The organism is Streptococcus sp. HMSC078H12, assembly GCF_001814615.1.
Taxonomy (GTDB): domain Bacteria; phylum Bacillota; class Bacilli; order Lactobacillales; family Streptococcaceae; genus Streptococcus; species Streptococcus salivarius_F.
Genome location: NZ_KV817346.1, coordinates 35,058 through 61,978, shown reverse-complemented (window position 1 = coordinate 61,978; position 26,921 = coordinate 35,058). Strand labels below are relative to the sequence as shown.

The following is a 26,921-nucleotide window of genomic DNA, read 5'->3' as shown; positions in this document are numbered from 1 at the left end:
ATTATTTTTTCTTTCTAAAAATAGTATAAGGACTTGTAATAAAATAAATTACTAACGATACAATTAACCATGAAATCATAGCACACAAAAATGATAGTGAGGCACCTAATATTTCATATTTCAATACCAGAGTTCTTGCAGTCATTATTGAAACCAAGTAACCAACTACAAAAGAAATGATTAAATAGTGTTGTTTTCTAAATACTGTTAGAATATTATCACACACAGTTGAGAAGGTACTAGCAACACCACCCATCAATAAAATTAAAAAGCTACTTTGATACTGTTTCAAATCTGTTCCATAAACTATATCTAATGCTGGAATAGCAATGAAAGCTCCAACTATATAGATAAGTGTACATGTACCTAATAAAATTCGGAATAGATTATTTTTATATGTAATGAAATGAGAAATTTTCTTTTCTTCAAGAAACACTGCAAGTTGTGTAATCATTGGTCTAAGAAAAATAATCATTAAATTCATTGCAAATATCGGCGTAAATAAAATACTAAAATCTCTTTGAACACCATTTTCAATTAACCCCTTATTGTAGATATCATTTAGAGCATACTTGGGTTGATTGTATATTGAAACCAATAGAAATGCATTAATAAACAATGGTAGACAATCTTTAAACACTTTAATGATTTTACACAGTTTTACATTTCTGATGTTTAAAGTATGGAATAATCTTGAATTAGGATAATCAAATAAAGCAATAAAAAGAAATGAGCTTATTGTTTGTAATATTACTGACCACAAGAGATTTCTAGAAATAAGAAGAACTAGTGCAAATACAGCAGTAGAAATTGTATGTCTCAAAAACAATGATTTACCCGCAATATCTAATCGTTCTCTTTGTTGAAATAACCCTTGAAAAACATCTGATAGAGCTTCACTCACTCGGAAAAAAGAAACCCAAAATATTATACCTATATTTGCGTGTGTATTAGGGTTTAAAATGATATAACCAATCAAGAGTAGAACCATTAAAATATTTGAAACTATTCTAGCCATCAAATAAGTATCAAATGAATACTTTTCTTTGATATCTGTCGCCTGAAAATCTCTTACTTGAAAACTAGCCACAATTACAAACAAATTAGCAATAGCGTATGCAAAACTATAAATGTCTGCTGAAGCACTATCTAAAATACGAGTAACAATAAAAAGAAGGATTACGGAAACAGCTGCGGAAGACATACTACCAAGTATATTCCAGAAAAAAACTTTTTGGGGAGTTACATTTTTCAAGTACTTTACTCTCTTTCGATTAACAATATTCCACTTATTATATCATAAGATTTTTAGAGGAATGGAAAACATAATTACATATAATACCTCTCTTTAAATCGCGTTGTACGCTCCTAAGATATTACTGTTAATTATTTACTGATTAGTCATTAGATTTTTGTGCTTTTACATACTGCCTCATTATTAATCGAGCTATCCATTTAGGCCAGAAAATTTCAAACGTCTCTAAATCTTCTTTCGAACGAGTGTTATCACTAATTGTTTTAGAAGTCTCAGATTCTTGATGAATACGATGACACATTAGCCCCTTCGGAACAAAAGAAAAGGAACCATTCATATTACCAATTTTATACCAAGCAATCCAATCTAGATTTCCTTTCAAATTCTCATCAAATTGAAAACCTTTAAGTTTCTCAAGATTATAGGTCACAGCAGGACAACATATAGCGTTCCCAAATGCTAGAATTCGTCTTCTCCATATTTTATTTGATGATAATATATTAATCCCTTTCAACATGAAAGTTTTAATTTTCAAATTTGTTGTTTTAGCAATTTTTTGTCCATCTTTTTCCTCAAAGTAATCAGAATAAATAATTAGAGAATCTGGTACTTTACTTGCCTTCTCCATAATTTCTAGGGAGTAATTAGGAAGATAGTAATCGTCTTGATGAGCAATGGTAGCATACTTCGTTTTAACGAAGGAAAGTGCATTGTTCCAATCTTTCCCTATTCCCCCTCCTACTTTAGAGTGGTAAGGAATATTATATTTCAAGCACATTTTTTCAATATAATCGCTAGGAGTCGACGTATACAAAATCACCTGGGATTTCAACTCTTGATTTACTAATGATAAAATACATTCCTCTAAGAATGGGCTATCTCCATAAGCACAGATAACAAATGTATGTTGATTTTTTAAACTCATTTATTTATCTTTTCCTCTCAAGGCAATTGTTTGAACTAAGTTTTTAAACTTTGTATCAAGTTTAGACAAGCGAACTGTTAATTGATATTGATTAATCAGTAGAAGGAAAATGATAAAAAGGAAAATAAAGTTTACCGCCGAAACAATTCCTAATGCTCTCGCAATGATCTCAGCTAATTTTGGAAAGACACTAAATACAAGTAATACCAGTGAGAAGAAAATCCAAAATAGTGAATCGTTGATTTGTACTTGAGATTTTCTAATCCCTCTAAGAATGAAGGTAACTGTCGCTAGAGATACAAAAATTAGAACAATTTGAAACCAAAAAGTCATGGAGTCTAGCCTCTCTTTCTAAAGTTTTGAATGAGTAGGATTGACACAAACATGTGTGTCATATATTTAATAGAACGAGAAAGGGTCAAATAACTTTCTCCCGCTTGTCTATCTTCCATTCTAACTTGCGCTTCCGCAACTTTTACACCATTACGGATGAGATAAGAAACGGTATCTGGCTCTGGACCATAGTTAATATTGAGTGCAAACTCTTTAATTAAATCTTCTGAGAACATTCTCATTCCTGAAGTTGGGTCCTTAATTGTCTTACCTGTGGTAAGTTTAATAGCTGAACTAATTAAGATATTGCCTAACATTCGTAAAGAATTTGGTCGTTTCTCTGTAACAAATCGAGAACCAATAACTAGATCAAAGCCATCATTGATTTTCTCTTCCAGACCTTGAATATATTCGGGTAAATGTTGACCATCTGCATCAAATTGAACCGCTTTTTTATAACCATGCTCATATGCATATCTTAAACCTGTTTGAAAAGCCCCAGCAAGACCGAGATTCACTGGCAAATCAACAATATTGTAATGATTCTCATGACAAATTTGTGAAGTTTTATCACGGGAACCGTCATTGATAATAACGTAGTCATATTGAGGATAGTTTTGAATGATGTTGTTAACAACATTTTCAATTGAGCCTTCTTCGTTATAGGCTGGGATAATAATGAGTAAATCTGACATCTTTATACGTAGTTTCTCCTGAAAAACCTATTAAAAAAGGTCAGTCAAATATATTTCTAATCTATTTAACTGACCTTGATTCTTATTTCACTTCTTGTTTGTAAAACTCTTTCAAAGCATCTTGCCATGTTGGAATGACAAATCCTGTAGCTTTAGCCTTAGCCAAACTCATTGTTGAGTTAAGTGGGCGTTTAGCTTTAGCTGGGAATTGGCTTGAATCAACAGGTTTCACTTCAACATCAGTATCTTTGAGAATTTCGACCGCAAAGTCATACCAAGTTGTATCTTCTGCTGCATCATTTGACAAGTGATAGTAACCATATTCCTTACGGTTTTCAGCCAAATAAGTCATAAATTCTGCCAAAGTACGTGTCCAAGTCGGGCGACCATGTTGGTCATTAACAACTGTAAGTGTCTTGTGAGTCTTAGCAAGGTTTTGCATAGTGAAGACAAAGTTCTTACCATAGTTACCAAACACCCACGCAGTACGGATAATGTAGTAGTTAGTCACATGTTTTTCGACTAACTCTTCACCCATGCGTTTTGTACGACCATACTCTGTCTGTGGATCTGGTTTATCATCAACTTCCCACTCTTGACCGACAGGTTTTTCACCATCAAAAACGTAGTCCGTTGAAATATAAACCAGTGTTGCACCATGTTTTTCAGCAGCCTTAGCGACATTTTCAGTACCTGTCACGTTGATAGCATAGTCAAGCTCTTTACCTTCATCTTCAGCAGCATCAACAGCTGTGTAAGCAGCACAGTGATAAACCAAGGTTGGTTTTACTTCCGCAAAAACTTCATCTACTTTGGCAGCATCAGTGATATCCATTTCTGCCACATCTACTGCTACATATTCTTCGTTACGTTCGTCAAGAAGGTGGCGAAGCTCAGTTCCGAGTTGGCCATTTGCACCTGTTACTAGAATCATATTTTTCTCCTTGTAATTTCCAATAATGTCAGTTTCATTTTAACAAAAAAAGCAGAAAAAATCTGCTTTCATCCTTAGTTTTTCCACGCAGGTGTAATCCCTAAGATAAATCCTCTATAGACAATTGTAATTAAATATAATATTAAAACACTGGATGTTGAAAAAATAGCAATATAATACTTAGCTTTTGGCGATATTTTAAAATTCATTTTCATTCCTAACCAGGACATCAATGGTATAAGAAAAATAATGTATGCATGTAAATATCTACCTGTTAGATCATCAAAAGAAAAATGTTCAGGATGTGAGCTATAAAATCCTAAAAATATACCAAACCAATTTAATAGATAAACTATTAGACCAGCTAGAGCAGTAGGTAATCTATAACCACTTTTTTGGGTTGACATCATTACTAATACTAAACAAACAATCCAACAGATATTCACTATCTCTGGAAGATTATCCTGAACTACAGAGAATAATGTTGCACCCCTCCCACCCATAGTTGCAACATTAAAGTAATTATTGAAAAATACTTTTATCAAATCGGGAATATTATAGACTCTGTGGACAAATAAAACAACTGTTAAGAATAATAAACTAGTTACAATTGCTAATGATAGTTTTATTATTCTCGAACAACATTTAAGTGCTGACAATATAGGATTATATATTATTGGAACACCCAATAATACTGGTAAAGCAAAAATATAGTTAAGTTTTGTTAACAGAATCAATGCTATAGTCATTACTGTATAAACAACATCTTCTTTCCTTACATCTGATACTTTTTTTAACTGACTCAAATATAAGAAATTTGTCCCAAAGGCTGCTACAGCAAGAAACGCCAAGATATCATATGATGGACTAGCTATTTTCTGCATAAATGGAACAGTAAATATCATCAAGAAAATCAGATGATCAAACTTGGCTCTTCTAAAAATTAGATACATCCCTCCCAAAAAGAAGATTAAATTAAATAATCTAGCAGAAAATAGCATTACACCATAACTTGGATAAATTAGCCTTCCTATGAGGATACCAATTGCAGGAATAAAATGTCCAACATCTATTTTTGATGTTAGATTTTGATCGGTTAAAACATTAAATTTAATCCCATCATTTGCAACACTTTTAATCTTTTCACCGTAAAATTTTCTTACAGAAATTTCTTTAGGTTGACTAATGGCAATAAGTTCAATCTCTCTTAATCTTTTTTCCGAGGTCTCCCTGGGAGATGTCGCAGAAAACATGGAATAACTTTTTGCCATATGGAAACCTTCATCCCCATTTGAAAGAGGATAAGAGGCAAACAATGATATTAGACCAAACAAAAGAACAATTAACATAAAGGCGTTAATTGTTTTCTTTTTTTCACTCATTCCTTCACCCTTTTTCTTTAATAACATACACTGGTCGTTTCTTGGTTTCTAGGAAAATCTTTGAAATATAGTTCCCGATGATTCCCAAGGCCAAGAGTTGGATTCCTCCGATAAAGAGGATGATCGAGACAAGGCTTGCCCAGCCTGCAACACTCCCACCTATAGTTAGTTTTCGGATAACGACAAAGAGAATTCCAACCAAGGAGATTAAGAATGAGAAGGTTCCTGCCCATGTGGCAAGTTTCAAGGGTACTTCTGAGAAGTTAATAAAGCCATCAAGTGAGTAACTCAATAGGCTCCAGAAAGACCAAGAAGTCTCTCCTGCCACACGTTCACGATTTTCATAAGAGACGTAGGCCACATCAAAGCCGACCCAAGAAAAGAGCCCTTTTGAGAAGCGATTGACTTCCTTGAGCTCAAGAATGGCATCAACGACTTGACGAGTCATCAAGCGGAAATCACGTGCCCCATCCACCATCTCAGTATCAGAAACTTTATTAATCAACCAATAGAAGGCCTTAGCAAAGAGTGAACGAATAGGTGGCTCACCCTTGCGGTCAGCACGTCGTGTCCCCACAACGTCGTAACCTTCTTGGATTTTGCCATACATCTCAATGAGTAGTTCAGGTGGATCTTGAAGATCAGCATCCATAACTGTGACGTAGTCGCCTTGGGCTGCTTCAAGTCCTGCAAGTAAGCCCGCTTCCTTCCCAAAATTACGAGAGAAAGAGAGATAGTGAACATTCTCAAATTGCTTTGAAACCTGTCTCAAAACCTCTAAGGTGCGATCTTTTGAACCGTCATTGACAAAATAATAGTTGAAAGTCAACTGATTGGCCATTTGTCGTTCAACTGCCTGACAAGCCTCTAAAAAAGGATGGATGGTCTCTTCCTCGTTATAACAAGGAACAACGATAGCCAGTGTTTTCATAAGCATTCTCCTAACGAATACCTAGGGCGATACGGGCATAACGGCTCATCTTTTCGATAGTCCATGCTGGTGTCCAGACCAATTTAACCTCAGTCTTAGTGACTTCTGGCACTTCTTTCATAGCGTCATAAATTTGGTCTGTCAAAAGATCTGCCAAAGGACAGCCCATAGTCGTCAAGGTCATGTCGATTTCAGTATAGCCGTCTTGTTGGAAACGAATATCGTAAATAAGGCCAAGATTGACAATATCAATCCCCAACTCCGGGTCAATGACCATTTCTAAGGCTTCCAAGATACGGTCTTTGATTTTTTCAATTTCTTCTTCAGTGTATTTCACTTCAGACATAGCTTTTCCTCCAAAATCAGGGCCCAACAATCAGGCCCCTTCCATTTACTATCTTAGTCTTCAATAAAGTCCTTAAGTTGTTTACTACGGCTTGGGTGGCGCAATTTACGAAGGGCTTTTGCTTCAATCTGACGAATACGTTCACGCGTAACGTTAAAGACTTTACCAACATCTTCCAAAGTACGCATCTTGCCATCGTCAAGACCGAAACGAAGACGAAGAACATTCTCTTCACGGTCTGTAAGGGTATCAAGCACTTCATCCAATTGTTCACGAAGAACCACTCGAGTTGTGTAATCTACTGGATTTTCGATAACTTCATCCTCGATAAAGTCACCCAAATGGCTGTCATCCTCTTCACCGATAGGTGTTTCAAGAGAAACTGGCTCTTGAGCAATCTTAAGGATCTCACGAACCTTATCCGGAGTCATATCCATACGTTCAGCGATTTGCTCAGGTGTTGGGTCTTGTCCCAACTCTTGCAAGAGGTTACGTTGCTCACGCACCAATTTATTAATAGTTTCAACCATGTGAACTGGGATACGGATGGTACGTGCTTGGTCTGCGATAGCACGAGTGATTGCTTGACGGATCCACCATGTCGCATAAGTTGAGAATTTGAAACCCTTAGAGTAGTCAAATTTATCAACGGCTTTCATAAGCCCCATGTTACCTTCTTGAATCAAGTCCAAGAACTGCATACCACGTCCCACATAGCGTTTAGCGATTGAGACTACCAAACGAAGGTTGGCTTCTGCCAAACGTTGTTTAGCTTCCAAGTCACCATTTTCAACAGCGATAGCCAATTCTTTTTCCTCTTCGTTACTCAAGAGAGGCACTACCCCAATCTCTTTGAGGTACATACGAACAGGGTCATTGACCTTAGCTGAGTTTGAACCAAGAAGCTCCTCGTCTGTCAATTCTTCTGGTTTTGGGGCTTCAACAACATATTTAGATGAAGGATTTCCGTCCTTATCTGTGATAGAGATACCACCGTCTGTCAAACGTTCCAAAAGGTCATCAATCCCATCAGCATCAAGAACAAATGGGATAACTAGTTTCTCTGTGACTTCATCATCAATTGCCGTACCAGCCTTTTTGTGGTTACGAATGAAATCAGCGACTTGAACATTAAATGCTGTATTTTGTTTTTTCTTTGCCATGTGTTACTCCATATCTCGTTTTTGGGCGATGAGCATTTGTAGCGCTTCTACCGCTGCATCCACATCACCGTGGTTACTTGATTCTCTTATTTGTTTACTTTGCTTACGGAAGTCCTGTTCCCTCAGAAAATGATTTCTACGCTCTTCAATAGCCTGGACTTCCTCTAAACTGGTTTCAGGTGGCAAAATCTCCTCTAAAACCTGATAATAGGCTGTTTGCACCTCTTGAGAAAGTACAGACAAGGCCACCGTATCGATTTGACCATCTTGCTTCAGAATATGATAGAGCTCCTCTAACTCAGGTGTTTGGAAGAAAAACTCCTCTCTCATGCGATAGTCATTCAAAATCATCGGATGATTTAACATGCGATGGAAGAGTTGGTTTTCCGCTCGACGAAGGCCTGTAATCTTAGGTGTAGAAGGTAGTTTGACCGTCCCTCTGAATCCTGACACTGAAGACTCATAAGCACTATTACTAGCAGTCGATAATTGAGCCGTCTGCTGGTTCCTCATAGTCAATCGTTCGTTATTGACCGCTTGCTCGACTTGGAAAAAATCAAAATCTGGCAAAAGGTCAGCCACCTTGGAAATGTAAGAATTTTGTGCCGTTACAGAAGGTGACTTAGCAATAATCTTTGCAATCTGCTCGACATAGGCAATCTCCGCTTGAAGATTGTCTACATTAGCAGGCTTGAGCTGTCCAATCCAAAATTCCACATCTGAAATGCGGGACTCAACCAAGAGTTTGCCCAAAGCCTCTTCGGAAGTTTTCTGTAGATATTCATCGGGGTCCATATTGTCTGGAATTTTAACAATATCAACTTGAAAATCCGATAACAGTTCCAGAGACTTGGCAATCGCATTTTGCCCAGCCTTATCACCATCATAGGTTAGAACAATTTTTTTAGTTAGTTTGCGAAGACGATTGACATGCTCAGGAGTCAGAGCCGTTCCCATAGAAGCCACTGCATTCGCATGACCAGCTCTATAGGCAGCAATAACATCCATGAAGCCCTCCATCAAATAGACTTCATGAGTCTTCTGAATCACTGGCTTAGCCTGATCTAAGTGGTAGAGTTCATAGGATTTATTGAAAATGCGAGTAGCTCTGGTATTTTTGTACTTAGCTTGCCCTTGTTCAATATCCTCCTTAGTCCAAACACGTCCTGAAAAACCGATTGTTTTTCCAAACTCATTTTTGAGCGGAAACATGATTCGATTTTTAAAAGTGTCGAAAAGACGATTACTTTCAGAAAGATTAAAAAGACCTGATTCTGTCAGCACCTCTTCATCGTATTTTTTGGAAACAGACTGATAGAGATAATCTGGTTCGTCAGGGGATAGACCAATCTGAAAGGCCTTAAGTAAATCGTCAGTCATCCCACGTTCATAGAGGTAGGCACGCGCTGCTTCTCCTATCTTAGTCGTCATGAGAACAGCATGGTAAAACTTAAGCGCATCCTCATGAAGATCATAAAAAGCTTGATTAGGAGAATTTTGCTGCTTGGCTTGTCTTGGCGCATCTATACTAACTGCGATACCTAGCCGATCTGCCAGAACCTTGACACTTTCTTGAAAAGAAACCTGACGATATTCCTCTAAAAATTTAAAGACATCCCCAGACTTTCCGCAACCAAAACAATGGTAAAACTGTCTGTCCTCAATAACGTTAAATGAGGGGGTTTTCTCCTTATGGAAGGGGCAGAGACCCAGGTAATTGCGACCTGCACGATTAAGACTGACAACTTCGCCAATTACGTCGACGATGTTGGTACTGCTCTTAATATCTTCTATTAAAGCTTTATCAATCACCATCTAATCGCCCCCTATCTTACCATAATTGCATTACCCCTAATTATAACACGATGAAAAATGAAAGTAAAATAAAATTGATTTTTCATGAGCAAATACCTTGTCAAGATTTACAAAATCGGATAAACTATTAAAAGTAAATAAAAGAAAGGATTCATTGTCAAAATGATTAAAGAACTTAAAGACTTTTTGTTCAAGGGTAACGTCCTTGATCTTGCTGTAGCCGTTGTTATGGGGGCTGCTTTCAACGCTATCATCACTTCACTTGTAAGTGATATCATCACTCCACTTATCCTTAACCCAGTTGTTAAGGCTGCTAACGTTGAAAACCTCTCTAAATTGTCATGGAACGGTATCGCATACGGTAGCTTCTTGAGCGCAGTTATCAACTTCATCATCGTTGGTACTACTCTCTTCTTCGTTGTTAAAGCTGCTAGCAAAGCAACTGCTCTTAGCAAAAAAGAAGCTGAGGATGCTGCTGAAGCAGCAGGTCCATCACAAGAAGAATTGCTCGCTGAAATCCGCGACCTTCTTGCAAACAAATAATCTTTATTTGTTCAACTAAAGACATATGAAACTTAAGACGTCTGAAATCTCAGACGTCTTTTTTGGTATCTCACGATTACTAACCGACTTCTTTATTCGATGAAAAGAAAAAAACTTGAGAAGACTCAAGCTTTTTTCTGTTAATTTCATTCTTAATTAGAATTTTTTACGTTTGCGAGCTGCCTCTGATTTACGTTTACGTTTTACAGAAGGTTTTTCGTAATGTTCACGTTTACGAGCCTCTTGAAGAGTACCAGCTTTAGTCACAGAACGTTTGAAACGACGAAGAGCGTCGTCAAGTGATTCGTTTTTACGTACTACTGTTTTTGACATTGAATTCACCTCCTCAAGATAATGTAACATTTTACACGTTCTATTCAAGTATACAAGACTCGCCTTTTTCTGTCAAGAAATATATTTAAGTTTAGGAATTTTTGCTATTACAGTTGACTTCTAAGTCTACTAAAACTATCCAAGTTTTTTCCTATACAAAAACTAGAGGAGGCATCTCCCCTAGCTACTGATTTATTCAACTGCTGTGTATTTAGAAGCATCCTTGATGTACTCGTCGTAAGTACCATCTGCTTTCAATTTCTTGACGACTTTGTTGACTACTTCTTTCAATCTTTCGTTGCCTTTAGCCATAGCGACTGCTTTTGCATCGCCATCATCAACTTTGAGGGCAACGCTTGCCAAAGCCAAATCTGAATTTTGTGCCACGTAACCTTCTGCTACTGGTTTTTCAAGGTCAACAGCATCAACTTGGCCAGATTTCACCTCGTTAATCGCCTCACCCATTGCTGTAAGTGATACGACTGTTGAATCTTTCAATTGTTTCTTAGCAAGGCCTTCTTCAATGGTACCTTTTTGAACTGCTACTTTCTTACCTTTGAAAGCATCAAGACTTGAGTAAGTAGACTCTTGATCTTTGCGAACGATGATAGCATTTTGTGTTTCGTAGTAAGGATATGAGAAATCAAAGGTTTTCTTACGTTCGTCTGTTACTGAGATACCTGAAATAGCAAGATCAGCCTTACCTGATTGAAGGCTAGAAAGGACATTGTCAAAGCTCATTGTTGTAACTTCAAGCTTAACACCGAGTTCATCAGCGATAGCTTGTCCCAACTTGATATCTGAACCAACTACTTGGTCTTTACCATCTACCAAAGTTTTGAACTCAAATGGTGCATAGTCTGGGCTGACAGCCACGACAAGTTTTTTATTTTCTTTAATGGATAAGTAAGCATCCTTTTTTGACCCACAAGCTACTAAAGTCACAGTAGCAAGGAGAGCCATAGCCCCAAGGAAAAGTTTTTTCATTTTCATAAGAAACTCCTGTATAAATATAATTTTTGCTCGTTTATTTTACTTAAAATTAGTGGTATTGTCAACATTTATTAAGAAATTGCGACAATTTTTCTAAGCCCTTTTGAAGAACTTCCTTGTCACAGCAATAACCGATGCGGACATGAGACTCCTTGTCAAAACGGTTACCTGGAACCACAAGAACACCATAGTCCTGAAGAAGCTCCAAAGCAAAATCTTCGATAGGACGATTCACATCTAGTTTGACGAAAGATGTGGAAACACTGGCAGGTCTAATCCATGACGCCTTAGGTTCCTTGGCAATCCATTCATCCATAAGAGCTAGATTTTCCTCTACAATCTGACGATTACGCTCTAGGATGGCTTCTTTATTTTCCAAGACAAGGGTAGCCACCATATCATCAAAGACACCCGCACAAATCATCGTGTAGTCACGGTAGTCACGCAGAATGTCCGCCACCTCTGTGTTAGAAGCAACCCAACCCACACGAATACCAGGAATGGAATAGGTCTTTGACAGACTATTGACGGCAATGCCCTTTTCATACAAATCTACAATAGAAGGCGTAGGCTGGTCAAAACTGCGATAGACCTCATCTGAGAAGATATAGGCGTCTACTTCTTTAGCGATAGCCACTAGCTCCTCGAGGTAAGCAGCGTCCATAAGGGCACCGGTAGGATTGTTGGCGTTGTTAATACAGATCATTTTGGTATTAGGACGAATGAGACGGCGGAGTTGGTCCAAATCAGGCAACCACCCCTTGTCCTCTTCAACCTCCCAGAGATCCACGTCTGCTCCTAGCGACTTAGGAATGTCATAGAGCTGTTGATAAGTTGGATACATGGAGATGACATGGTCCTCAGGCTCAATAAGCGCATAAAGGGCTAGCATCGTCGCTCCTGTAGCCCCATTGGTTTGGAGGATATTATCAACCGGCATGTTCTTGTATAAGCTAGCCACTTGAGTCTTAAACTCTGGTGACCCTTCAATCCAGCCGTAATCCATCTTTTTCTTTAGTAGTTGGGCAAAAAAGGCGTCTTTATCAAGGCCTGACAGGTCAAATAATTCTTCCATTGTGAGGGCCTTAATTGAAACTCCTGCGATATCATATATGGCAGATTTTTCATGGACATTAAGCCATTCTTCAACACCAAAACGTGGTAGCTTCATAGTTTCTCCTTGCTTTTCTTAAGCACTCTATACGATGTCATTTGTCTATTTTGACAGACTTACCTACTTTGATAATAACTGTTTTTAACAGAGAATTCAATAAAAAATGGGGTATTGCCCCATTTTAGATTTAAGAATTTTTGGAGACTCCTCTTAGGTGAACAAAGCCATCACCAAACGAAACTTTTCACTGTTGATGAAAGCACCTGAATTTTACTCTTTTCAGGTGCTCGGGAGTTTTAAATTTACTTACTTTGTTTGTAGGTTGATGCTTCTTTCAACCATTGGTCAAATTTCCCAGAGTCCTTAGTCTCTTTGATGACGGCATTGATTTCTTTAAGCAAGTCATCCGAACCTTTACGTGTTGCGACGGCATAAGCATCTGTGCTATCTGACTTGAGATTAAAGTTGGCAAGGGTTAAATCGTCATTTTGAGCGATATAACCTTCTGCAATGGCCTTCTCAAGTACAACTGCTTGAAGCTGCCCTGATTTGAGTTCGTTAATCATTTCACCATTTGAAGCCAGTGATACCACACTTGCCTTAGGGATTTGTTTCTTAGCAACGGTTTCTTGAACAGACCCTTTTTGCGTACCGACCGTTTGTTTTGCTAGACTATCAGTGCTTGTGTAGTCATTTACCTTGTCTTTTTTGACAATCACTACATTTTCTGACGTATAGTAGCTGTCTGAAAAATCATAAACCTTCTTACGTTCGTCTGTCACCGAAATCCCTGCAATGGCGATATCGGCTTTACCACTTTGTACGTTAGCAAGAACATTATCAAAAGACATCACGGAAAATTCAACCTTTACGCCGAGTTTTTCACCGATAGCTTTGGCCAACTCGATGTCTGCTCCAACTAGCGTATCTTTGCCGTTAACCAATGATTTGAACTCAAATGGTGCAAATTCTGATTCTGTTGCCACGACAATTTTCTTCTTTTCCTTAATCGTTTTAGGACTTACTCCCTGACTTCCGCTACAAGCAACTAGAAAGCAGGTAGCGACTAGAGCTGTAAGGATAAACCAAAATTTCTTCATATAATAACTCCTTATTTGCTAGAACTCTTAAGTGAAAGAGTGTAGGCATCTTGAACATAGCTGTCAATCTTACCTTCTTTTTTGAGTTTAGCGATAACCTTATTAACCTTTTCTTTTAGCTTATCGCTTCCTTTAGGCATTGCTACGGCATAGGCATCTTTTGAATCAGACTTGAGAGCAATGTCTGACACAGCTAGGTCGCTATTTTGGTCTACATAACCTTGTGCAATTGCTTTTTCAAGAACTACTCCTTCAACTTGACCAGACTTCAATTCATTGATAGCTTCACCAGGTTGTGCCAAGGAAACCACATTAGCATCTGACAAGTTGGCTTTGGCGATATTTTCTTGAATAGACCCTTTTTGAACGGCTACAGATTTTTTAGCAAAATCACCGGTTTGTTTGTAAGTTCCTGTCGCATCTTTTTTGACAACAAGAACCGTTTCAGACTCATAGTAAGTATCCGAGAAGTCGAAAATTTTCTGACGTTCTTTAGTGGCTGAGATACCAGAAATGGCAATATCTGCCTTACCAGATTGGACGCTGGCTAGGACATTGTCAAAGGACATTTCAGAGAATTTGACTTTCACACCAAGCTCATCTGCAATGGCCTTGGCAATTTCGATGTCTGCTCCAACAATAGTATCCTTACCATCTTGGATTGTTTTAAACTCAAAAGGAGCAAAGTGGGGATTAAGAGCGACAGTCAAGGTCCCCTTATCTTTAACTTTATCTAAAGTGTTAGTCGATGAAGAACAAGCCGCTAAAGCTGTCAAAGCAAAGACACTAGCGAGTCCCAATAAAAGTTTTTTCCATGGTTTCATAATCAATCTCTTTTCTATATTTATTAACTATGTAAGTATAATAATGTATTATTATTCATTTGTCAATGGAAAACTAGACTTTTATTGATTATATTTTTTATTTTTATTAATTTTATCGTCATTACAAAATCTAAAAATTACTTATTTAAAGCTCTCCTATCTGATTTTAACGACAAAAAAACTATTCATTCATTTGAATAAATAGTTCATATTCTTACCAAAATTCTCGGATAAAGTCATTTTCGAGTCGCTCCCGATAGAAAAGTTCTGAGAGATTGTCTTCTTCAAAGACACGTAAAAGATTAAGCATGTCGTAAGCTAAATCCATATTAGCTACCTCCTCTCGAGCAACCCAACGAACTTCGCCTTCCTCTGTTGAATGGATTTTTCCTTCAAAATCCGAAGTTCTATAAAGGAATACTAGATAACGCTCATCATCTGTCGTGTAAAAGTGCTTCATACCGACCAATTTAGGATTTTTGATGATCAAGCCAGTTTCTTCTTTAACCTCACGGATAACTGATTCTACCAGACCTTCATGTGCTTCGATATGGCCACCGGGTAGGGCTGCCCCCGACCAGTAATAACGCTTTGGATCGCGGATTTGCATGACAATATTTCCACGGCCATCTTCGATGAGACACATATTAGTTAAAATAGTTGCTTGTGAACGTGACATATATTTCCTTTCTTACTTATAATGCCTAAGTGATGTAACTAGACTTAATCCATACTCTTTAACTCTAGCACCATATCACGGATTTGAGCCGCCAACTCGAAGTCAAGCAGTTCTGCCGCTTCGTGCATTTGTTTTTGAAGTTTCTTGATGGCTTCTTGACGTTCTTTCTTGTTCATGGCACTGTAGTCCACAGTATCCTCTGCCACTTCTGCTTCATTAGCCTTGGTAATCGAAATAAGGTCACGAATTTCTTTCTTAATCGTTTGTGGAACAATGCCATGCTCCTTATTATAGGCCATCTGGATTTCACGACGACGAGCTGTTTCGTCCATGGCTTTTTGCATAGACTCCGTAATCTTATCCGCATACATGATAACGTGCCCTTCGCTATTTCGGGCAGCACGTCCAATCGTTTGAATAAGCCCACGTTCATTACGAAGGAAGCCTTCCTTATCAGCATCCAAAATAGCAACCAGACTAACTTCAGGAACGTCAATCCCTTCACGGAGAAGGTTAATCCCGATAAGAACATCAAAGACACCCAAACGTAGGTCACGGATAATCTCAGTACGTTCCAAAGTCTTAATGTCAGAGTGCATGTATTTAACCTTGACACCCATTTCCTTAAGATAGTCAGTCAAGTCTTCAGCCATCTTCTTAGTCAAAGTGGTTACAAAGACACGCTCGCCTTTTTCAGTTCGGGCATTGATCTCACCAAGGAGGTCATCCATTTGTCCCATAGTTGGACGCACTTCGACTTCTGGATCAAGAAGCCCTGTCGGACGGATGATTTGCTCAACAACAGTCTCAGTTTGCTCCATCTCATAGTCCCCTGGAGTGGCAGACACATAGACAATCTGATGAACATGACTCTCAAATTCTTCACGTCGAAGTGGACGGTTATCAAGCGCTGATGGCAAACGGAAACCGTAATCAACCAACATCTTCTTACGGGCCTGGTCTCCGTTATACATTCCCTTAATCTGACCCATGGTCATGTGACTTTCATCAATCATGATGAGGAAATCTTCTGGGAAGAAATCAAGCAAGGTGAAGGGTGGCTCGCCTTCTTTACGCCCATCCATGTGTCGTGAGTAGTTTTCAACACCATTGGTGTAACCCATCTCACGAAGCATTTCAACATCGTATTCTGTCCTTTGGCGGATACGTTGAGCCTCGATGAGCTTACCCTCAGCTTCAAATTGCTTAACCTGAGCTTCCATCTCTTCCATAATATTCTTGATAGCTTCTTCCATATGCTCTTCATTAGTCATAAAGTGAGTCGCCGGGAAAAGAACGAGGTGCTCGACTTCACCGAGATTGCGTCCTGTCAAACTTTCAATCTCACAAATACGGTCAATCTCATCACCGAAAAATTCGACACGAAAGGCGTGCTCATCACGGCTGGCAGGGAAAATTTCGACCACATCGCCACGTACACGGAATTTCCCACGTTGGAAATCAATGTCATTTCGCTCAAACTGGATATCAACTAGGTCATTGAGCAACTTGTCTCGAGAAATCTCTTGGCCTGGACGAAGACTAACCGCTGAATCGGCATATTCTTTGGGCGAACCCAAACCGTAAATACAAGAAACGGAAGCCACAACGATAACATCATTACGCTCAAGGAGGGCAGACGTTGCTGAGTGTCGTAGCTTATCAATTTCATCATTTACAGAGCTATCTTTTTCGATATAGGTATCCGATGACGGTACATAGGCCTCTGGCTGATAGAAATCATAGTAGGAAACGAAGTATTCTACAGCATTGTCTGGGAAGAATTCCTTGAACTCACCATAAAGCTGGCCTGCCAAGGTTTTATTGTGGGCGATAACCAAGGTTGGTTTATTCACGCGCTGGATGACCTGACTCATGGTATAGGTCTTACCTGTCCCAGTCGCTCCCTTTAGGATTTGAGCCTTCTCACCACCTTCAATATTGTCCACCAAGGCTTCGATGGCCTGAGGTTGATCCCCAGAAGGTTCATATTTAGAAACCAAATGGAATTGGTTGTCTTCTTTTCTATCTATCATTCTTTTTCCTTTCATTTATGTAATCATTCATCTCTTGGTCGGAGAAAAATTCTCCTTCTGCGATAGGAATGTGAATCATTTTTGTCTCAGCAACGTATTTTCTCTTTTTTCGTGTCTGAAAACCAAGTTTTTTATCATATTTCAAGGCCGTTTTACTATCATTGAAAAAAATATATAAAACTCTATATCTCTGCCTTTCCCAAGACCTTATATTTCCGAAATCATCGATACGTTTTAGAATATAGTATATAGTCGACGAGTGTTTGGCATCATCCATTGGCGTTGACCAATCCTTCATAACCAAGTCAATCTCAGACAGCGGAATCTCAAAGGTTACTCGTCCACATAACCTTCCATAATAAAAAAAGGTATCATTGTTAATTTCCAAAATTTTTTTATGACCTTTAAGTCTCACAATACCGTCAACTAAATTAGTCAGAGCATGAAGAAATATTAGTAAAATGAAGAAGGCAACACAGTTGTCTACAAAGTTCCCAGTACGATAATCATCTATAAGTAACCCGTAGAATAAACCAGTAGAAGCGATAAGAAATATAAGTCCATAGACAATTTGTACCCAAATCATACCCCGCTCAAGTTTTACTATCATTGCCTCCCCTTTTAAAGTGTTTCTTCTATTTTAACATAGAAGTAAAAAGACCGAGTCTTTGATCTCAGTCTTAAAAGTTTTCTTTCTTCAATTGTAGACGAAGGATGATGATACCTACCACTAGAACGAGGCAAGTGACGATATTACCTTCTAAGCCAAAGGCTCCACCTGACAACCAATCAGGGACGCCTGATCTGGCCTGAAAATGTAATAAGGTTCCACCGGCATTCTGTCCACTCACTGCCACACCAACTATATTCCCTTGCGTAAAGTTCCAAGCACCGTGAAGGGCAGCAACACCCCAGATATTATCTGTTTTAAGCATGTAGAGAGCCATGAGAACACCCACCAAAACAATACTGATAAGTGACAGAGTGGTAACTCCTTGATTTCCCAAGTGTAGCATTGAAAAGAGAGAACTCGAAATAGCAATCCCCCAAGAAAGGTTCAATTTATTAGTCACCGTCTGAAGCAACCAACCACGTGTCACCAGTTCCTCAGTCCCACCCTGAATAAACCAGAAAGGTATTAGGGAAAGTATATATAGGAGGGTTTTCTGCGAAAAGTCTACCTTCACAAATTCTAAACCACCTAGTAAATAAGTCCCAAGGAAACTCGCTAACAAGAGCAAAGTTCCAAGTCCCCAACCCTTAAGCAAGTTCAACCAGATATGACCCTTGAAAAATCCTAGTGTGCGAATGGGACGTTTTTCAACAACTTTGACCCAGAAAAAGATAGCTAAGGCAGTAAAGGCAAATGTTCCCAACTGAAAATACATGTTTGAAAACATCTTATAGGAAATCGTATTTATATCCTGGAACTGAATGTTACCATTTAATACTAAGAACGAAAGAACAATAGCCATTGGAATTCCCACAACAATCCCTGATAGAAATCCACCTACAAGGACATAACCAGTGGCTATAAAACAGGACAGCATAATCATCAGCCAACTTGGAACTTTATCATATCGGCTAGTATATTTCTCAAGCATACGTTTCTTCATTTTTTAGCTCCTGTAACAAATCTTACATGTATTCGATTACAGTGTAACTAATTGACACAAGCTTGTCAACTTCTTCTCAGATAGCTCTCATAGCTAACGAACCTTGTTATGTTTTCTAACATCAAACTCCAAGAAGTTTGATAACAAGACCTTTTTTTGATAGAATAGGAAGGTATTTTATAAAGGAGACTTTTTATAATGAAGAAAAAACTTCTGACACTCTTCTTGAGTGCCATGTCAGTTTTCTTTGTTTTCGGAGTTAAGGTATCTGCTGAAACAATTTCTGTTGTTTCAGACACAGCCTATGCCCCATTTGAATTCAAAGATTCTGATCAGACCTACAAAGGTATCGACGTTGATATCATCAACGAAGTTGCCAAACGTAAAAATTGGGATGTTAACCAAACCTTCCCTGGTTTCGATGCAGCCGTTAACGCTGTTCAATCAGGCCAAGCAGACGCCCTAATGGCCGGTACGACTGTTACCGACGCACGTAAGAAGGTCTTCACTTTCTCAGACACTTATTACGACACTTCAATTGTTATCTACACACGTAGTAGCGACAAAGTCAGCGACTACAAACAATTGAAGGGTAAAACAGTCGGTGTTAAAAACGGTACCGCTGCTCAAACTTGGCTTGATAAAAATGCTAGCAAATATGGTTTTACAGTTAAAACTTTTGACACTAGCGACTTGATGAACAACAGCTTGGATTCTGGTTCTGTTGACGCAGCTATGGACGACACACCAGTTGTTAAATACGCTATTGGTCAAGGAAAAGACTACGCTATCAACATTAAGCCTGAATCTATCGGTAGCTTCGCTTTCGCTGTTAAAAAAGGCGGAAAACACGAAAATCTTATCAAAGACTTCAACGAAGCTCTTAAGGAAATGAAGAAAGACGGCACCTACGACAAAATCATGAACAAATGGTTGGGTGACTCAGAAAAATCTTCTTCATCAAAACCTTCAGCAGATCTTAAATTGACTGGTGATGCTAACGCAAAAGCCACTCCTGCTAAGGAAACCTACACTATCTCAATGGACTCATCTTTTGCTCCATTCGAATACCAAAATGGTTCAGGTAAATATGTAGGTATCGATGTCGATATCATCAATGCCATTGCTAAAAACCAAGGTTTCAATGTCAAATTGACAAACCCTGGTTTCGATGCATCACTTAATGCTGTACAATCTAGCCAAGCCGACGCGGTTATGGCTGGTATGACCATCACTGATGCTCGTAAACAAATCTTTGACTTCTCAGATCCTTACTACACATCAAACATTCGTTTGGCTGTAGCTAAAGGAAGTAAGGTTAAATCTTACAAGGATCTTAAAGGTAAGACTGTAGGAGCTAAGAACGGTACGTCATCATACTCATGGTTGGAAGACCACGCTGGTGAGTATGGCTTTACTGTTCGTGCTTACGATGAAGCTTCTACTATGTACGACAGCTTGAACTCTGGTTCAATCGATGCTCTTATGGATGATGAAGCCGTTCTTCTATACGCTATCCAACAAGGACGTAACTTCACAACACCAATCGAAGGTATTGCCACTGGTGAAGTCGGATTTGCTGTTAAAAAAGGCACTAACCCTGAGTTGATCGAGATGTTCAACAATGGTTTGGCTGCTATCGTGAAAGATGGTACTTACGATAAGATTATCAATAAATACCTCGATAGCAACAAATCAAAAGAAGGAAGCTCAAAAAAAGCTACCGATGAAACAACCATCGTAGGCTTGATTAAAAACAACTACAAACAACTTCTCCAAGGTCTTGGAATTACCCTTGGTTTGACCCTTCTTTCATTTGCTATTGCTATGATTATCGGTGTTATCTTCGGTATGATGGCAGTTGCACCAAACAAGACTCTTCGTGTGATTTCACAAGTCTTTGTTGACGTGGTTCGTGGTATCCCATTGATGATCGTTGCAGCCTTCATCTACTGGGGTATTCCTAACTTGATTGAAAACATCACTGGTCACCAGTCACCAATCAATGACTTTGTGGCAGCGACAATTGCCCTCTCACTTAACGGTGGTGCTTACATTGCCGAAATTGTACGTGGTGGTATCGAAGCTGTTCCTATTGGTCAGATGGAAGCTAGCCGAAGCTTGGGTGTCCCTTACAATACAACAATGCGTAAGGTTATCTTGCCACAAGCGGTTCGCTTGATGTTGCCAAACTTCATCAACCAATTTGTTATCTCATTGAAAGATACGACTATCGTATCAGCTATCGGTTTGGTTGAACTCTTCCAAACTGGTAAAATCATCATTGCTCGTAACTACCAATCATTCCGTATGTATGCGATCTTGGCCATCCTTTACTTGGTCATCATCACATGCTTGACGAAATTGGCTAAACGACTAGAAAAGAGACTTAAATAATGGCTGAATTGAAAATCGATGTGCAGGACTTGCACAAATCATACGGCGACAATGAAGTCCTTAAAGGCATTGACGCCAAATTCTACGAAGGTGACGTTGTATGTATCATCGGTCCTTCAGGTTCAGGTAAATCAACCTTCCTTCGTACGCTTAACCTACTTGAAACAGTGACATCTGGTAAAGTAGTCGTTGATGGCTATGAATTATCAGATTCTAAGACAAATCTTGACAAAGCCCGTGAAAATATCGGGATGGTCTTCCAACATTTCAACCTCTTCCCACATATGACAGTCCTTGAAAACGTGACATTTGCACCTGTTGAACTCGGACGTATGAACAAGGAAGAAGCTGATAAATTAGCTATGGATCTTCTTGATCGTGTTGGACTTGCTGACAAGGCCGATGCAACGCCAGATAGCTTGTCAGGTGGACAAAAACAACGTGTGGCAATTGCACGTGGTTTGGCAATGAATCCTGATATCATGCTCTTTGACGAACCGACTTCTGCCCTTGACCCTGAAATGGTCGGAGACGTTCTTAACGTTATGAAAGAATTGGCAGAGCAAGGTATGACCATGATTATCGTTACTCACGAAATGGGATTTGCTCGTCAAGTTGCCAACCGAGTAATCTTTACTGCGGACGGTGAGTTCCTCGAAGATGGTACTCCAGATCAAATCTTTGATAACCCACAACACCCACGTTTGAAAGAATTCTTGGACAAGGTTCTAAACGCCTAATTATCAAAACAGTTACTCTTGCTAGAGTAGCTGTTTTTGATTACCATTTTGGATAAGAAAAACAGAGCAAGTGCTAGACTTGCTCTGTTTCTTCATTTAATTCAGGGTGTTTCGCTGCTTCTTCCCTTGCCAAACGCTCACGTTCAAGACGGAGTTTTCGGTTAGGATTTAAGCGTGTAAAGAGTTCTTCAAGTTTCTTTGGATTCCAAACATCGGCCGCAGAAACAAAGTTTCCATCTTTATCCCTGAAGGATATCGGTTTATCTCCCATTGTAAACCTCTTATTTCAATATTTTTATATTTCACTGACCTTACGCAGTTAGTGAGGTTGATAGCCAGATCGCCATAGCGACTGCCGTAGACTATCAAGTGCTTCAGCACTTAGAGAGTCTTTCAACGTCAATCCACAAACTCAAACTCGAAGTTACCGATACGAACGATGTCGCCATCCTTAGCACCACGTTCACGAAGCGCTTCATCAACTCCCATACCACGCAATTGACGTGCAAATTTCATGATAGATTCGTCACGTTCCATGTTAGTCATGACAAAGAGTTTTTCAAGTTTCTCACCAGAAAGTACCCATGAGGCATCGTCATCACGGCTAATTTCAAATGGGCGTTCATCCTCGTTAAAGCCGTAGTACACTTCTTCTTGTTCCATATCGTCTTCGCTATAAAGCAAGAATTCATCAGTCTCATCAAGTAACTCTGCAGTAGCTTCCAAGAGATTTTCCAAACCTTGGTGAGCCAAACTTGAAATTGGGAAAATTTGTGGCAACTCATCAAATTCATCATAGTTAGCAGCCAATTTTTCCTTAAACTCTTTCAAGTTTTCCTCAGCCCCAGGCATGTCCATCTTATTAGCCACAATAATTTGTGGACGTTCCATCAAGCGAAGGTTGTAAGTTTCCAACTCTTTGTTAATTTGAAGATAATCCTCGTAAGGATCACGCCCTTCACTCGCTGACATATCAATCACATGAAGGATAACACGTGTACGCTCAATATGGCGAAGGAACTGTGTTCCCAAACCAACACCCTGGCTAGCCCCCTCAATCAATCCTGGAAGGTCAGCCATGGCAAAGCTCTCACCTGACTTCGTACGAACCATCCCCAAGTTAGGAACAATTGTCGTAAAGTGATAGGCACCAATCTTTGGTTTTGCTGCTGTTACCACACTGAGAATCGTTGATTTACCAACGGATGGGAAACCAACCAAACCAACATCAGCCAAAATCTTCAATTCCAATTGAAGTTCACGTTCTTCTCCTGGTTCACCATTTTCAGCGATTTCAGGAGCAGGGTTACGAGGTGTCGCAAAACGGATATTTCCACGTCCACCACGTCCACCGTGAGCAACGACAAACTCTTGGCCATCCTCAACCATATCAGTAATAACCTTGCCTGTCTCAGCATCACGCACCGTTGTACCAGGCGGGATACTAACGATGAGGTCTTCAGCACCTCGACCGTGCATTCCCTTGGTCATCCCTTTTTCGCCATTCTTAGCCTTGAATTTACGATTATAACGGAAATCCATAAGGGTACGTAAGCCTTCGTCAACCTTGAAAATGACTGAGCCACCCTTACCACCGTCACCGCCCCAAGGACCGCCATTAGGTACATATTTCTCACGACGGAAGGCAACCATTCCGTCACCACCACGACCAGCTTTGACACTAATCTTGGCTGTATCTAAAAACATACTCATCTATATTTCTCTCTTTCTGATTTGTATGCCATGTACAAATTCAATCACAAACGAAAGAATTTCCGACATACACAAAAAAACGCTTGATAGCGTCTTAAAGGACAGCTGCGACTGCTTGGAAAATCAATGCCCCAACTGTTACTAATAGCATAATCAAAACGACCAATACTGTTAGACGTTCAAAAAATGATTTCTTACGTGGTCCGTTATCTCCAAATGCCACTTGAATTTACCTCGTTTTTTCTACTATTATTTCACAATAATAGTAACAAAAATCTGCCTATTTCGCAACTCTTAGACTAGCTTAAGCCAAAGGAATTCCAAAAACCGTTAAAGCTTCCAACTCCTCCTCGGTCAAACGTCGCCAAGCACCAAAGTCTAAATCATCTGGCAGGCTTAAAGGTCCCATACTTAGACGTTGTAACTCTGTCACTTCCTTACCACAAGCAGCTACCATACGCTTAACCTGATGGAATTTCCCCTCAGCAATGGTAATCTGAACTAGGCTAGTCCCAGTAACCCTATCTACTGAAATAATTTCTAGTTTAGCCGGTTGGCAAGTATGATCTTTGAGTTCAATTCCTTTTTCAAAAGCTAGAATATCCTCCTGATTCATGATACCATCAACCTTAGCCTGATAAATCTTATCAACATGTTTCTTGGGAGACAGCATGGCGTGAGCTAAGTCACCATTATTGGTCAAAAGCAGGAGACCGTGAGTATCAATATCCAAACGTCCAACAGGAAAGACCTGCTTATGTCTGGCTGTATCATCCAGTAAATCAAGCACTGTCTTGTGACGAGCATCCTCCGTCGCTGAAATAACACCCTGAGGCTTATTTAAAAGATAGTAAACAAAGGTCTCGTGTGTTAATACTTGACCTTGAAAAGCAATCTGGTCTTGATTCTCATCAATCTGAGTCTTGGGCGACGTCTCCACCTGACCATTTACGGCCACTTGCTTCTTTTTGAGAAAGGTCTTGACTTGACTGCGACTACCAACACCACAATCAACCAAAAACTTATCCAGACGCATCTATACTTCCTCCTTTATTGGAATCCAAACTTCCATCTCATAATCTTCAGCCTGACGATTCCCTGGTGGATAAACCTCTACAGTTGGCTGATCAATCATTTCAAAATGTTTCTTAGCATAATGAAAACTCTCCCAAACAGCTGCTGTTGCAGGCCCACTAAGTTTAAAAACCGCATAAGTAGCTGGTGCAAGAGCAATCATTTCCATACTATCATCCTCACCAGCCAAGGCCGTTACATAAGTCTTGCGACTGCCATCATTGATCCGAATACCATAGGTAGGAACAGCCAAATCATCTTGTTCTGCCAAAAAGGGTACCCAAAGAAAGTCTGTTGGCTTACCTAGTTCCTCGCCCTCAAAAACCATCCCTGAAAAACTCAAAAATCCCTTTCGAACAACCTTCACATCATAACGAACGGTTACTAAATCTAGCTTTTGAATCACCTTTTTCAGTTTTGTCAGTTCAACTGGAACCTCATCCGCTAGGACATAGGAAATCTTTTCTACAAATGCTTCTTTTTCAGCATTACCAGAACCTATAGGAACCAAAACCCAATCTTCTGCTGTAACACTTTGGTCTTCACAAAGGTAGGTAAAGTGCTTTCCTCCTTCGTTAAAAGACACATCAGCTAAACGAAAAAGGGGCTCAGGCAAATCGACAACCACCATTTCAAGCCCCTTTGCTTGAAACAAGAGCTCTTGATCCCTTAAACGCACTTTCATAGCCAAGCTATCACTATCAATAGAAAAGCTGTTAGCCGAGTCCATTACAGACTGAAAGAAGGCCTGGTGTAACCCTGAAAAAGTCCAGACAGCATGCCAACGACACATCATCTCGTAATCATCAATGGTCACAAGAAGAGAGAGCTCCTGCTGGTCTGACGCATAAGAATAGGCTTGAACGCTCAATTGGTCTGGTGTCAGGTAGTCATTAACAAAGACCGCAAAGTCATCCATGGTTTGAAAATCTGACATAAACGCTCCTTTTCTATTCCTCGACCGAGCCTGTCACATACATGGTAAACGTAGCCCTTGTAAGAATTTTCTCTTCCTGATTAGTAATAACAACTTCCACCACCTTAGTCGTCTTACCATTATGAACACATAGTCCTTCAATCTTGAGTTGGTCAGACAAATGCCCTGCCTTGAGGTAATTGATATTAGACTGAAGCGTCACCGCATAGTCGCCTGTTGAAATGGCCACAAGCCCTGCAACCTGATCACAAAGCGTAAACAAATACCCTCCGTGAGCATTACCAAAATAATTCAGGGACTTCTCAACCACCTTAGTTGTCACGATGACATGTCCCGTTTCAAATAGTTCTTCTTGAAAATTCTCAAACACACGGATTTCATGTAGTTTGTCTTGCATAGCAAGCCCTCCTATTGTTGCTCATTCCACACCTAGTGAAATGACACGTCTTTATCTACTAGTATAACACGAAGTTCATAAAGGATAGTAAGCTTATTTGGCTAAGCTAATATCAACCTGAATATCTTCACGAAAAAGCTTCTTCACTCGGCAAAAATTATCCACAAAAGCCAAGAGTTCTTGCTCATTTTTCAAAATCAGATCCTCAGGTAAATGAATGGCAAGGGTGAAATGCCCTTCTTCATAGTTGGAATCAACTTGAATAGCAAGCTCCTCGATTCCCTGATACTTGGCAAAATAACTCTGTAGACACATGGTCACACAGGAAGCCAAGGCAATATTCACCAAGCTCATCGGTGTTTCCCCATCATCCGTGTAGCCAAAAAGTTCCACAGGTGCTCCGTAACCCTCTGAAAGCGAATGGAAACGTTTGTCACCTTTAATTGTTGTTTGATACATCATGTCACCTCAATCTTTTTTTATTATTATAACAAAGAGAGCCCTAAGGACCGAGCTGAACGCTTTGAAAAATCTATCAAAAGAAGAAAAAGCGTAAAGGCTTGTAGCTCTTATTTTCCAATAGATTAACCTTGTAAAACACTGATATTACCGAGGGATTACAGTTGGGTAAAAACAACTGGAAGCG

The 26,921-nt window shown here is 39.4% G+C and carries 29 protein-coding genes; 3 read left to right on the top strand and 26 right to left on the bottom strand.

The genetic code is table 11. From position 1 onward, the window contains the following. Position 1 precedes the first annotated feature (1 nt). The 10 genes from HMPREF2979_RS09530 to dnaG form a co-directional block, all read right to left on the bottom strand. A complete protein-coding gene (locus HMPREF2979_RS09530; RefSeq protein ID WP_070656509.1) occupies positions 2–1,255 on the bottom strand; it encodes a lipopolysaccharide biosynthesis protein in 1,254 nt (417 codons plus the stop codon). Positions 1,256–1,397: 142 nt separating this feature from the next. Next, positions 1,398–2,180, bottom strand: a complete 783-nt coding sequence (locus tag HMPREF2979_RS09525) for a glycosyltransferase family A protein (protein ID WP_070656506.1) — start codon at positions 2,178–2,180, stop codon at positions 1,398–1,400. Continuing rightward, a complete protein-coding gene (locus HMPREF2979_RS09520; RefSeq protein WP_070656503.1) occupies positions 2,181–2,513 on the bottom strand; it encodes a DUF2304 domain-containing protein in 333 nt (110 codons plus the stop codon). A 5-nt stretch (positions 2,514–2,518) separates the two neighbouring features. Continuing rightward, a complete protein-coding gene (locus tag HMPREF2979_RS09515; protein ID WP_173018418.1) occupies positions 2,519–3,214 on the bottom strand; it encodes a glycosyltransferase family 2 protein in 696 nt (231 codons plus the stop codon). A gap of 76 nt (positions 3,215–3,290) precedes the next feature. Continuing rightward, a complete protein-coding gene (gene rfbD, locus HMPREF2979_RS09510; RefSeq protein WP_002884247.1) occupies positions 3,291–4,142 on the bottom strand; it encodes a dTDP-4-dehydrorhamnose reductase in 852 nt (283 codons plus the stop codon). A 74-nt stretch (positions 4,143–4,216) separates the two neighbouring features. Beyond that, positions 4,217–5,551: a glycosyltransferase family protein gene (locus HMPREF2979_RS09505; protein WP_241673307.1), complete on the bottom strand. Its 1,335-nt coding sequence runs from the start codon at positions 5,549–5,551 to the stop codon at positions 4,217–4,219. After that, a complete protein-coding gene (locus tag HMPREF2979_RS09500; RefSeq protein WP_070656496.1) occupies positions 5,529–6,455 on the bottom strand; it encodes a glycosyltransferase family 2 protein in 927 nt (308 codons plus the stop codon). The genes HMPREF2979_RS09505 and HMPREF2979_RS09500 overlap by 23 nt, the downstream gene beginning before the upstream one ends. 10 nt (positions 6,456–6,465) lie before the next feature. Beyond that, a complete protein-coding gene (locus HMPREF2979_RS09495; protein ID WP_002891474.1) occupies positions 6,466–6,801 on the bottom strand; it encodes a metal-sulfur cluster assembly factor in 336 nt (111 codons plus the stop codon). A gap of 53 nt (positions 6,802–6,854) precedes the next feature. Continuing rightward, positions 6,855–7,964 (bottom strand): RNA polymerase sigma factor RpoD, encoded by a 1,110-nt coding sequence (gene rpoD / locus HMPREF2979_RS09490; RefSeq protein WP_002884252.1) that lies wholly within the window; start codon positions 7,962–7,964, stop codon positions 6,855–6,857. A gap of 3 nt (positions 7,965–7,967) precedes the next feature. Beyond that, a complete protein-coding gene (dnaG, locus tag HMPREF2979_RS09485; RefSeq protein ID WP_070656494.1) occupies positions 7,968–9,779 on the bottom strand; it encodes a DNA primase in 1,812 nt (603 codons plus the stop codon). Between the two features lie 162 nt (positions 9,780–9,941). On the opposite strand from dnaG, the gene mscL reads away from it, so the two are divergent. Continuing rightward, the gene (mscL, locus tag HMPREF2979_RS09480; protein WP_037611854.1) at positions 9,942–10,322 is read left to right on the top strand and encodes a large conductance mechanosensitive channel protein MscL; all 381 of its coding nucleotides are present in this window, start codon (positions 9,942–9,944) and stop codon (positions 10,320–10,322) included. Between the two features lie 156 nt (positions 10,323–10,478). Here mscL and rpsU read toward each other — a convergent pair whose 3' ends face one another. The 9 genes from rpsU to HMPREF2979_RS09435 form a co-directional block, all read right to left on the bottom strand. Continuing rightward, positions 10,479–10,655: a 30S ribosomal protein S21 gene (rpsU, locus tag HMPREF2979_RS09475; protein WP_002884573.1), complete on the bottom strand. Its 177-nt coding sequence runs from the start codon at positions 10,653–10,655 to the stop codon at positions 10,479–10,481. Positions 10,656–10,847: 192 nt separating this feature from the next. Then, positions 10,848–11,642 (bottom strand): transporter substrate-binding domain-containing protein, encoded by a 795-nt coding sequence (locus HMPREF2979_RS09470; protein ID WP_070656612.1) that lies wholly within the window; start codon positions 11,640–11,642, stop codon positions 10,848–10,850. Positions 11,643–11,709: 67 nt separating this feature from the next. Continuing rightward, a complete protein-coding gene (locus tag HMPREF2979_RS09465; RefSeq protein WP_014634848.1) occupies positions 11,710–12,819 on the bottom strand; it encodes an aminotransferase in 1,110 nt (369 codons plus the stop codon). Between the two features lie 245 nt (positions 12,820–13,064). Beyond that, positions 13,065–13,862: a transporter substrate-binding domain-containing protein gene (locus tag HMPREF2979_RS09460; RefSeq protein WP_070656491.1), complete on the bottom strand. Its 798-nt coding sequence runs from the start codon at positions 13,860–13,862 to the stop codon at positions 13,065–13,067. An 11-nt stretch (positions 13,863–13,873) separates the two neighbouring features. Next, on the bottom strand, positions 13,874–14,686 hold the full coding sequence (locus HMPREF2979_RS09455; RefSeq protein WP_070656488.1) for a transporter substrate-binding domain-containing protein: 813 nt from the start codon (positions 14,684–14,686) through the stop codon (positions 13,874–13,876). Positions 14,687–14,900: 214 nt separating this feature from the next. Continuing rightward, on the bottom strand, positions 14,901–15,365 hold the full coding sequence (locus HMPREF2979_RS09450; protein WP_070656485.1) for an 8-oxo-dGTP diphosphatase: 465 nt from the start codon (positions 15,363–15,365) through the stop codon (positions 14,901–14,903). Between the two features lie 44 nt (positions 15,366–15,409). Further along, positions 15,410–17,401, bottom strand: coding sequence for an excinuclease ABC subunit UvrB (gene uvrB / locus HMPREF2979_RS09445; protein ID WP_021143783.1), 1,992 nt, complete (start codon positions 17,399–17,401; stop codon positions 15,410–15,412). Then, positions 17,391–18,011 carry a hypothetical protein gene (locus HMPREF2979_RS09440; protein WP_070656482.1) on the bottom strand — a complete coding sequence of 207 codons (621 nt, stop codon included), beginning with the start codon at positions 18,009–18,011 and terminating at the stop codon, positions 17,391–17,393. Before HMPREF2979_RS09440 ends, uvrB begins: the two co-directional genes overlap by 11 nt. A gap of 70 nt (positions 18,012–18,081) precedes the next feature. Beyond that, a complete protein-coding gene (locus HMPREF2979_RS09435; protein ID WP_070656479.1) occupies positions 18,082–19,017 on the bottom strand; it encodes a CPBP family intramembrane glutamic endopeptidase in 936 nt (311 codons plus the stop codon). Between the two features lie 198 nt (positions 19,018–19,215). On the opposite strand from HMPREF2979_RS09435, the gene HMPREF2979_RS09430 reads away from it, so the two are divergent. Together HMPREF2979_RS09430 and HMPREF2979_RS09425 are read left to right on the top strand one after the other, a co-directional pair. Next, a complete protein-coding gene (locus HMPREF2979_RS09430; protein WP_070656476.1) occupies positions 19,216–21,414 on the top strand; it encodes an ABC transporter substrate-binding protein/permease in 2,199 nt (732 codons plus the stop codon). Beyond that, complete coding sequence (locus HMPREF2979_RS09425) at positions 21,414–22,154, top strand: amino acid ABC transporter ATP-binding protein (protein WP_022496326.1); 741 nt, start codon at positions 21,414–21,416, stop codon at positions 22,152–22,154. Before HMPREF2979_RS09430 ends, HMPREF2979_RS09425 begins: the two co-directional genes overlap by 1 nt. A gap of 73 nt (positions 22,155–22,227) precedes the next feature. On the opposite strand, the gene HMPREF2979_RS09420 is transcribed toward HMPREF2979_RS09425, so the two are convergent. The 7 genes from HMPREF2979_RS09420 to HMPREF2979_RS09390 all read right to left on the bottom strand — a co-directional run bounded on the left by HMPREF2979_RS09420 (position 22,228) and on the right by HMPREF2979_RS09390 (position 26,734). Further along, entirely contained in the window at positions 22,228–22,425 is a 198-nt protein-coding gene (locus tag HMPREF2979_RS09420; protein WP_002884415.1) for a hypothetical protein, read from the bottom strand. 128 nt (positions 22,426–22,553) lie between these two features. Beyond that, entirely contained in the window at positions 22,554–23,867 is a 1,314-nt protein-coding gene (obgE, locus tag HMPREF2979_RS09415) for a GTPase ObgE (protein ID WP_022496325.1), read from the bottom strand. A 94-nt stretch (positions 23,868–23,961) separates the two neighbouring features. Further along, positions 23,962–24,090 carry a DUF4044 domain-containing protein gene (locus tag HMPREF2979_RS09410; protein ID WP_002884629.1) on the bottom strand — a complete coding sequence of 43 codons (129 nt, stop codon included), beginning with the start codon at positions 24,088–24,090 and terminating at the stop codon, positions 23,962–23,964. A gap of 81 nt (positions 24,091–24,171) precedes the next feature. Then, positions 24,172–24,903 carry a pseudouridine synthase gene (locus tag HMPREF2979_RS09405; RefSeq protein WP_021143778.1) on the bottom strand — a complete coding sequence of 244 codons (732 nt, stop codon included), beginning with the start codon at positions 24,901–24,903 and terminating at the stop codon, positions 24,172–24,174. Further along, positions 24,904–25,878: a GyrI-like domain-containing protein gene (locus tag HMPREF2979_RS09400; protein ID WP_070656473.1), complete on the bottom strand. Its 975-nt coding sequence runs from the start codon at positions 25,876–25,878 to the stop codon at positions 24,904–24,906. 13 nt (positions 25,879–25,891) lie between these two features. Continuing rightward, positions 25,892–26,275 (bottom strand): PaaI family thioesterase, encoded by a 384-nt coding sequence (locus HMPREF2979_RS09395; protein ID WP_021143776.1) that lies wholly within the window; start codon positions 26,273–26,275, stop codon positions 25,892–25,894. Positions 26,276–26,368: 93 nt separating this feature from the next. Next, a complete protein-coding gene (locus tag HMPREF2979_RS09390) occupies positions 26,369–26,734 on the bottom strand; it encodes an OsmC family protein (RefSeq protein ID WP_070656470.1) in 366 nt (121 codons plus the stop codon). Between the last annotated feature and the right edge of the window lie 187 nt (positions 26,735–26,921).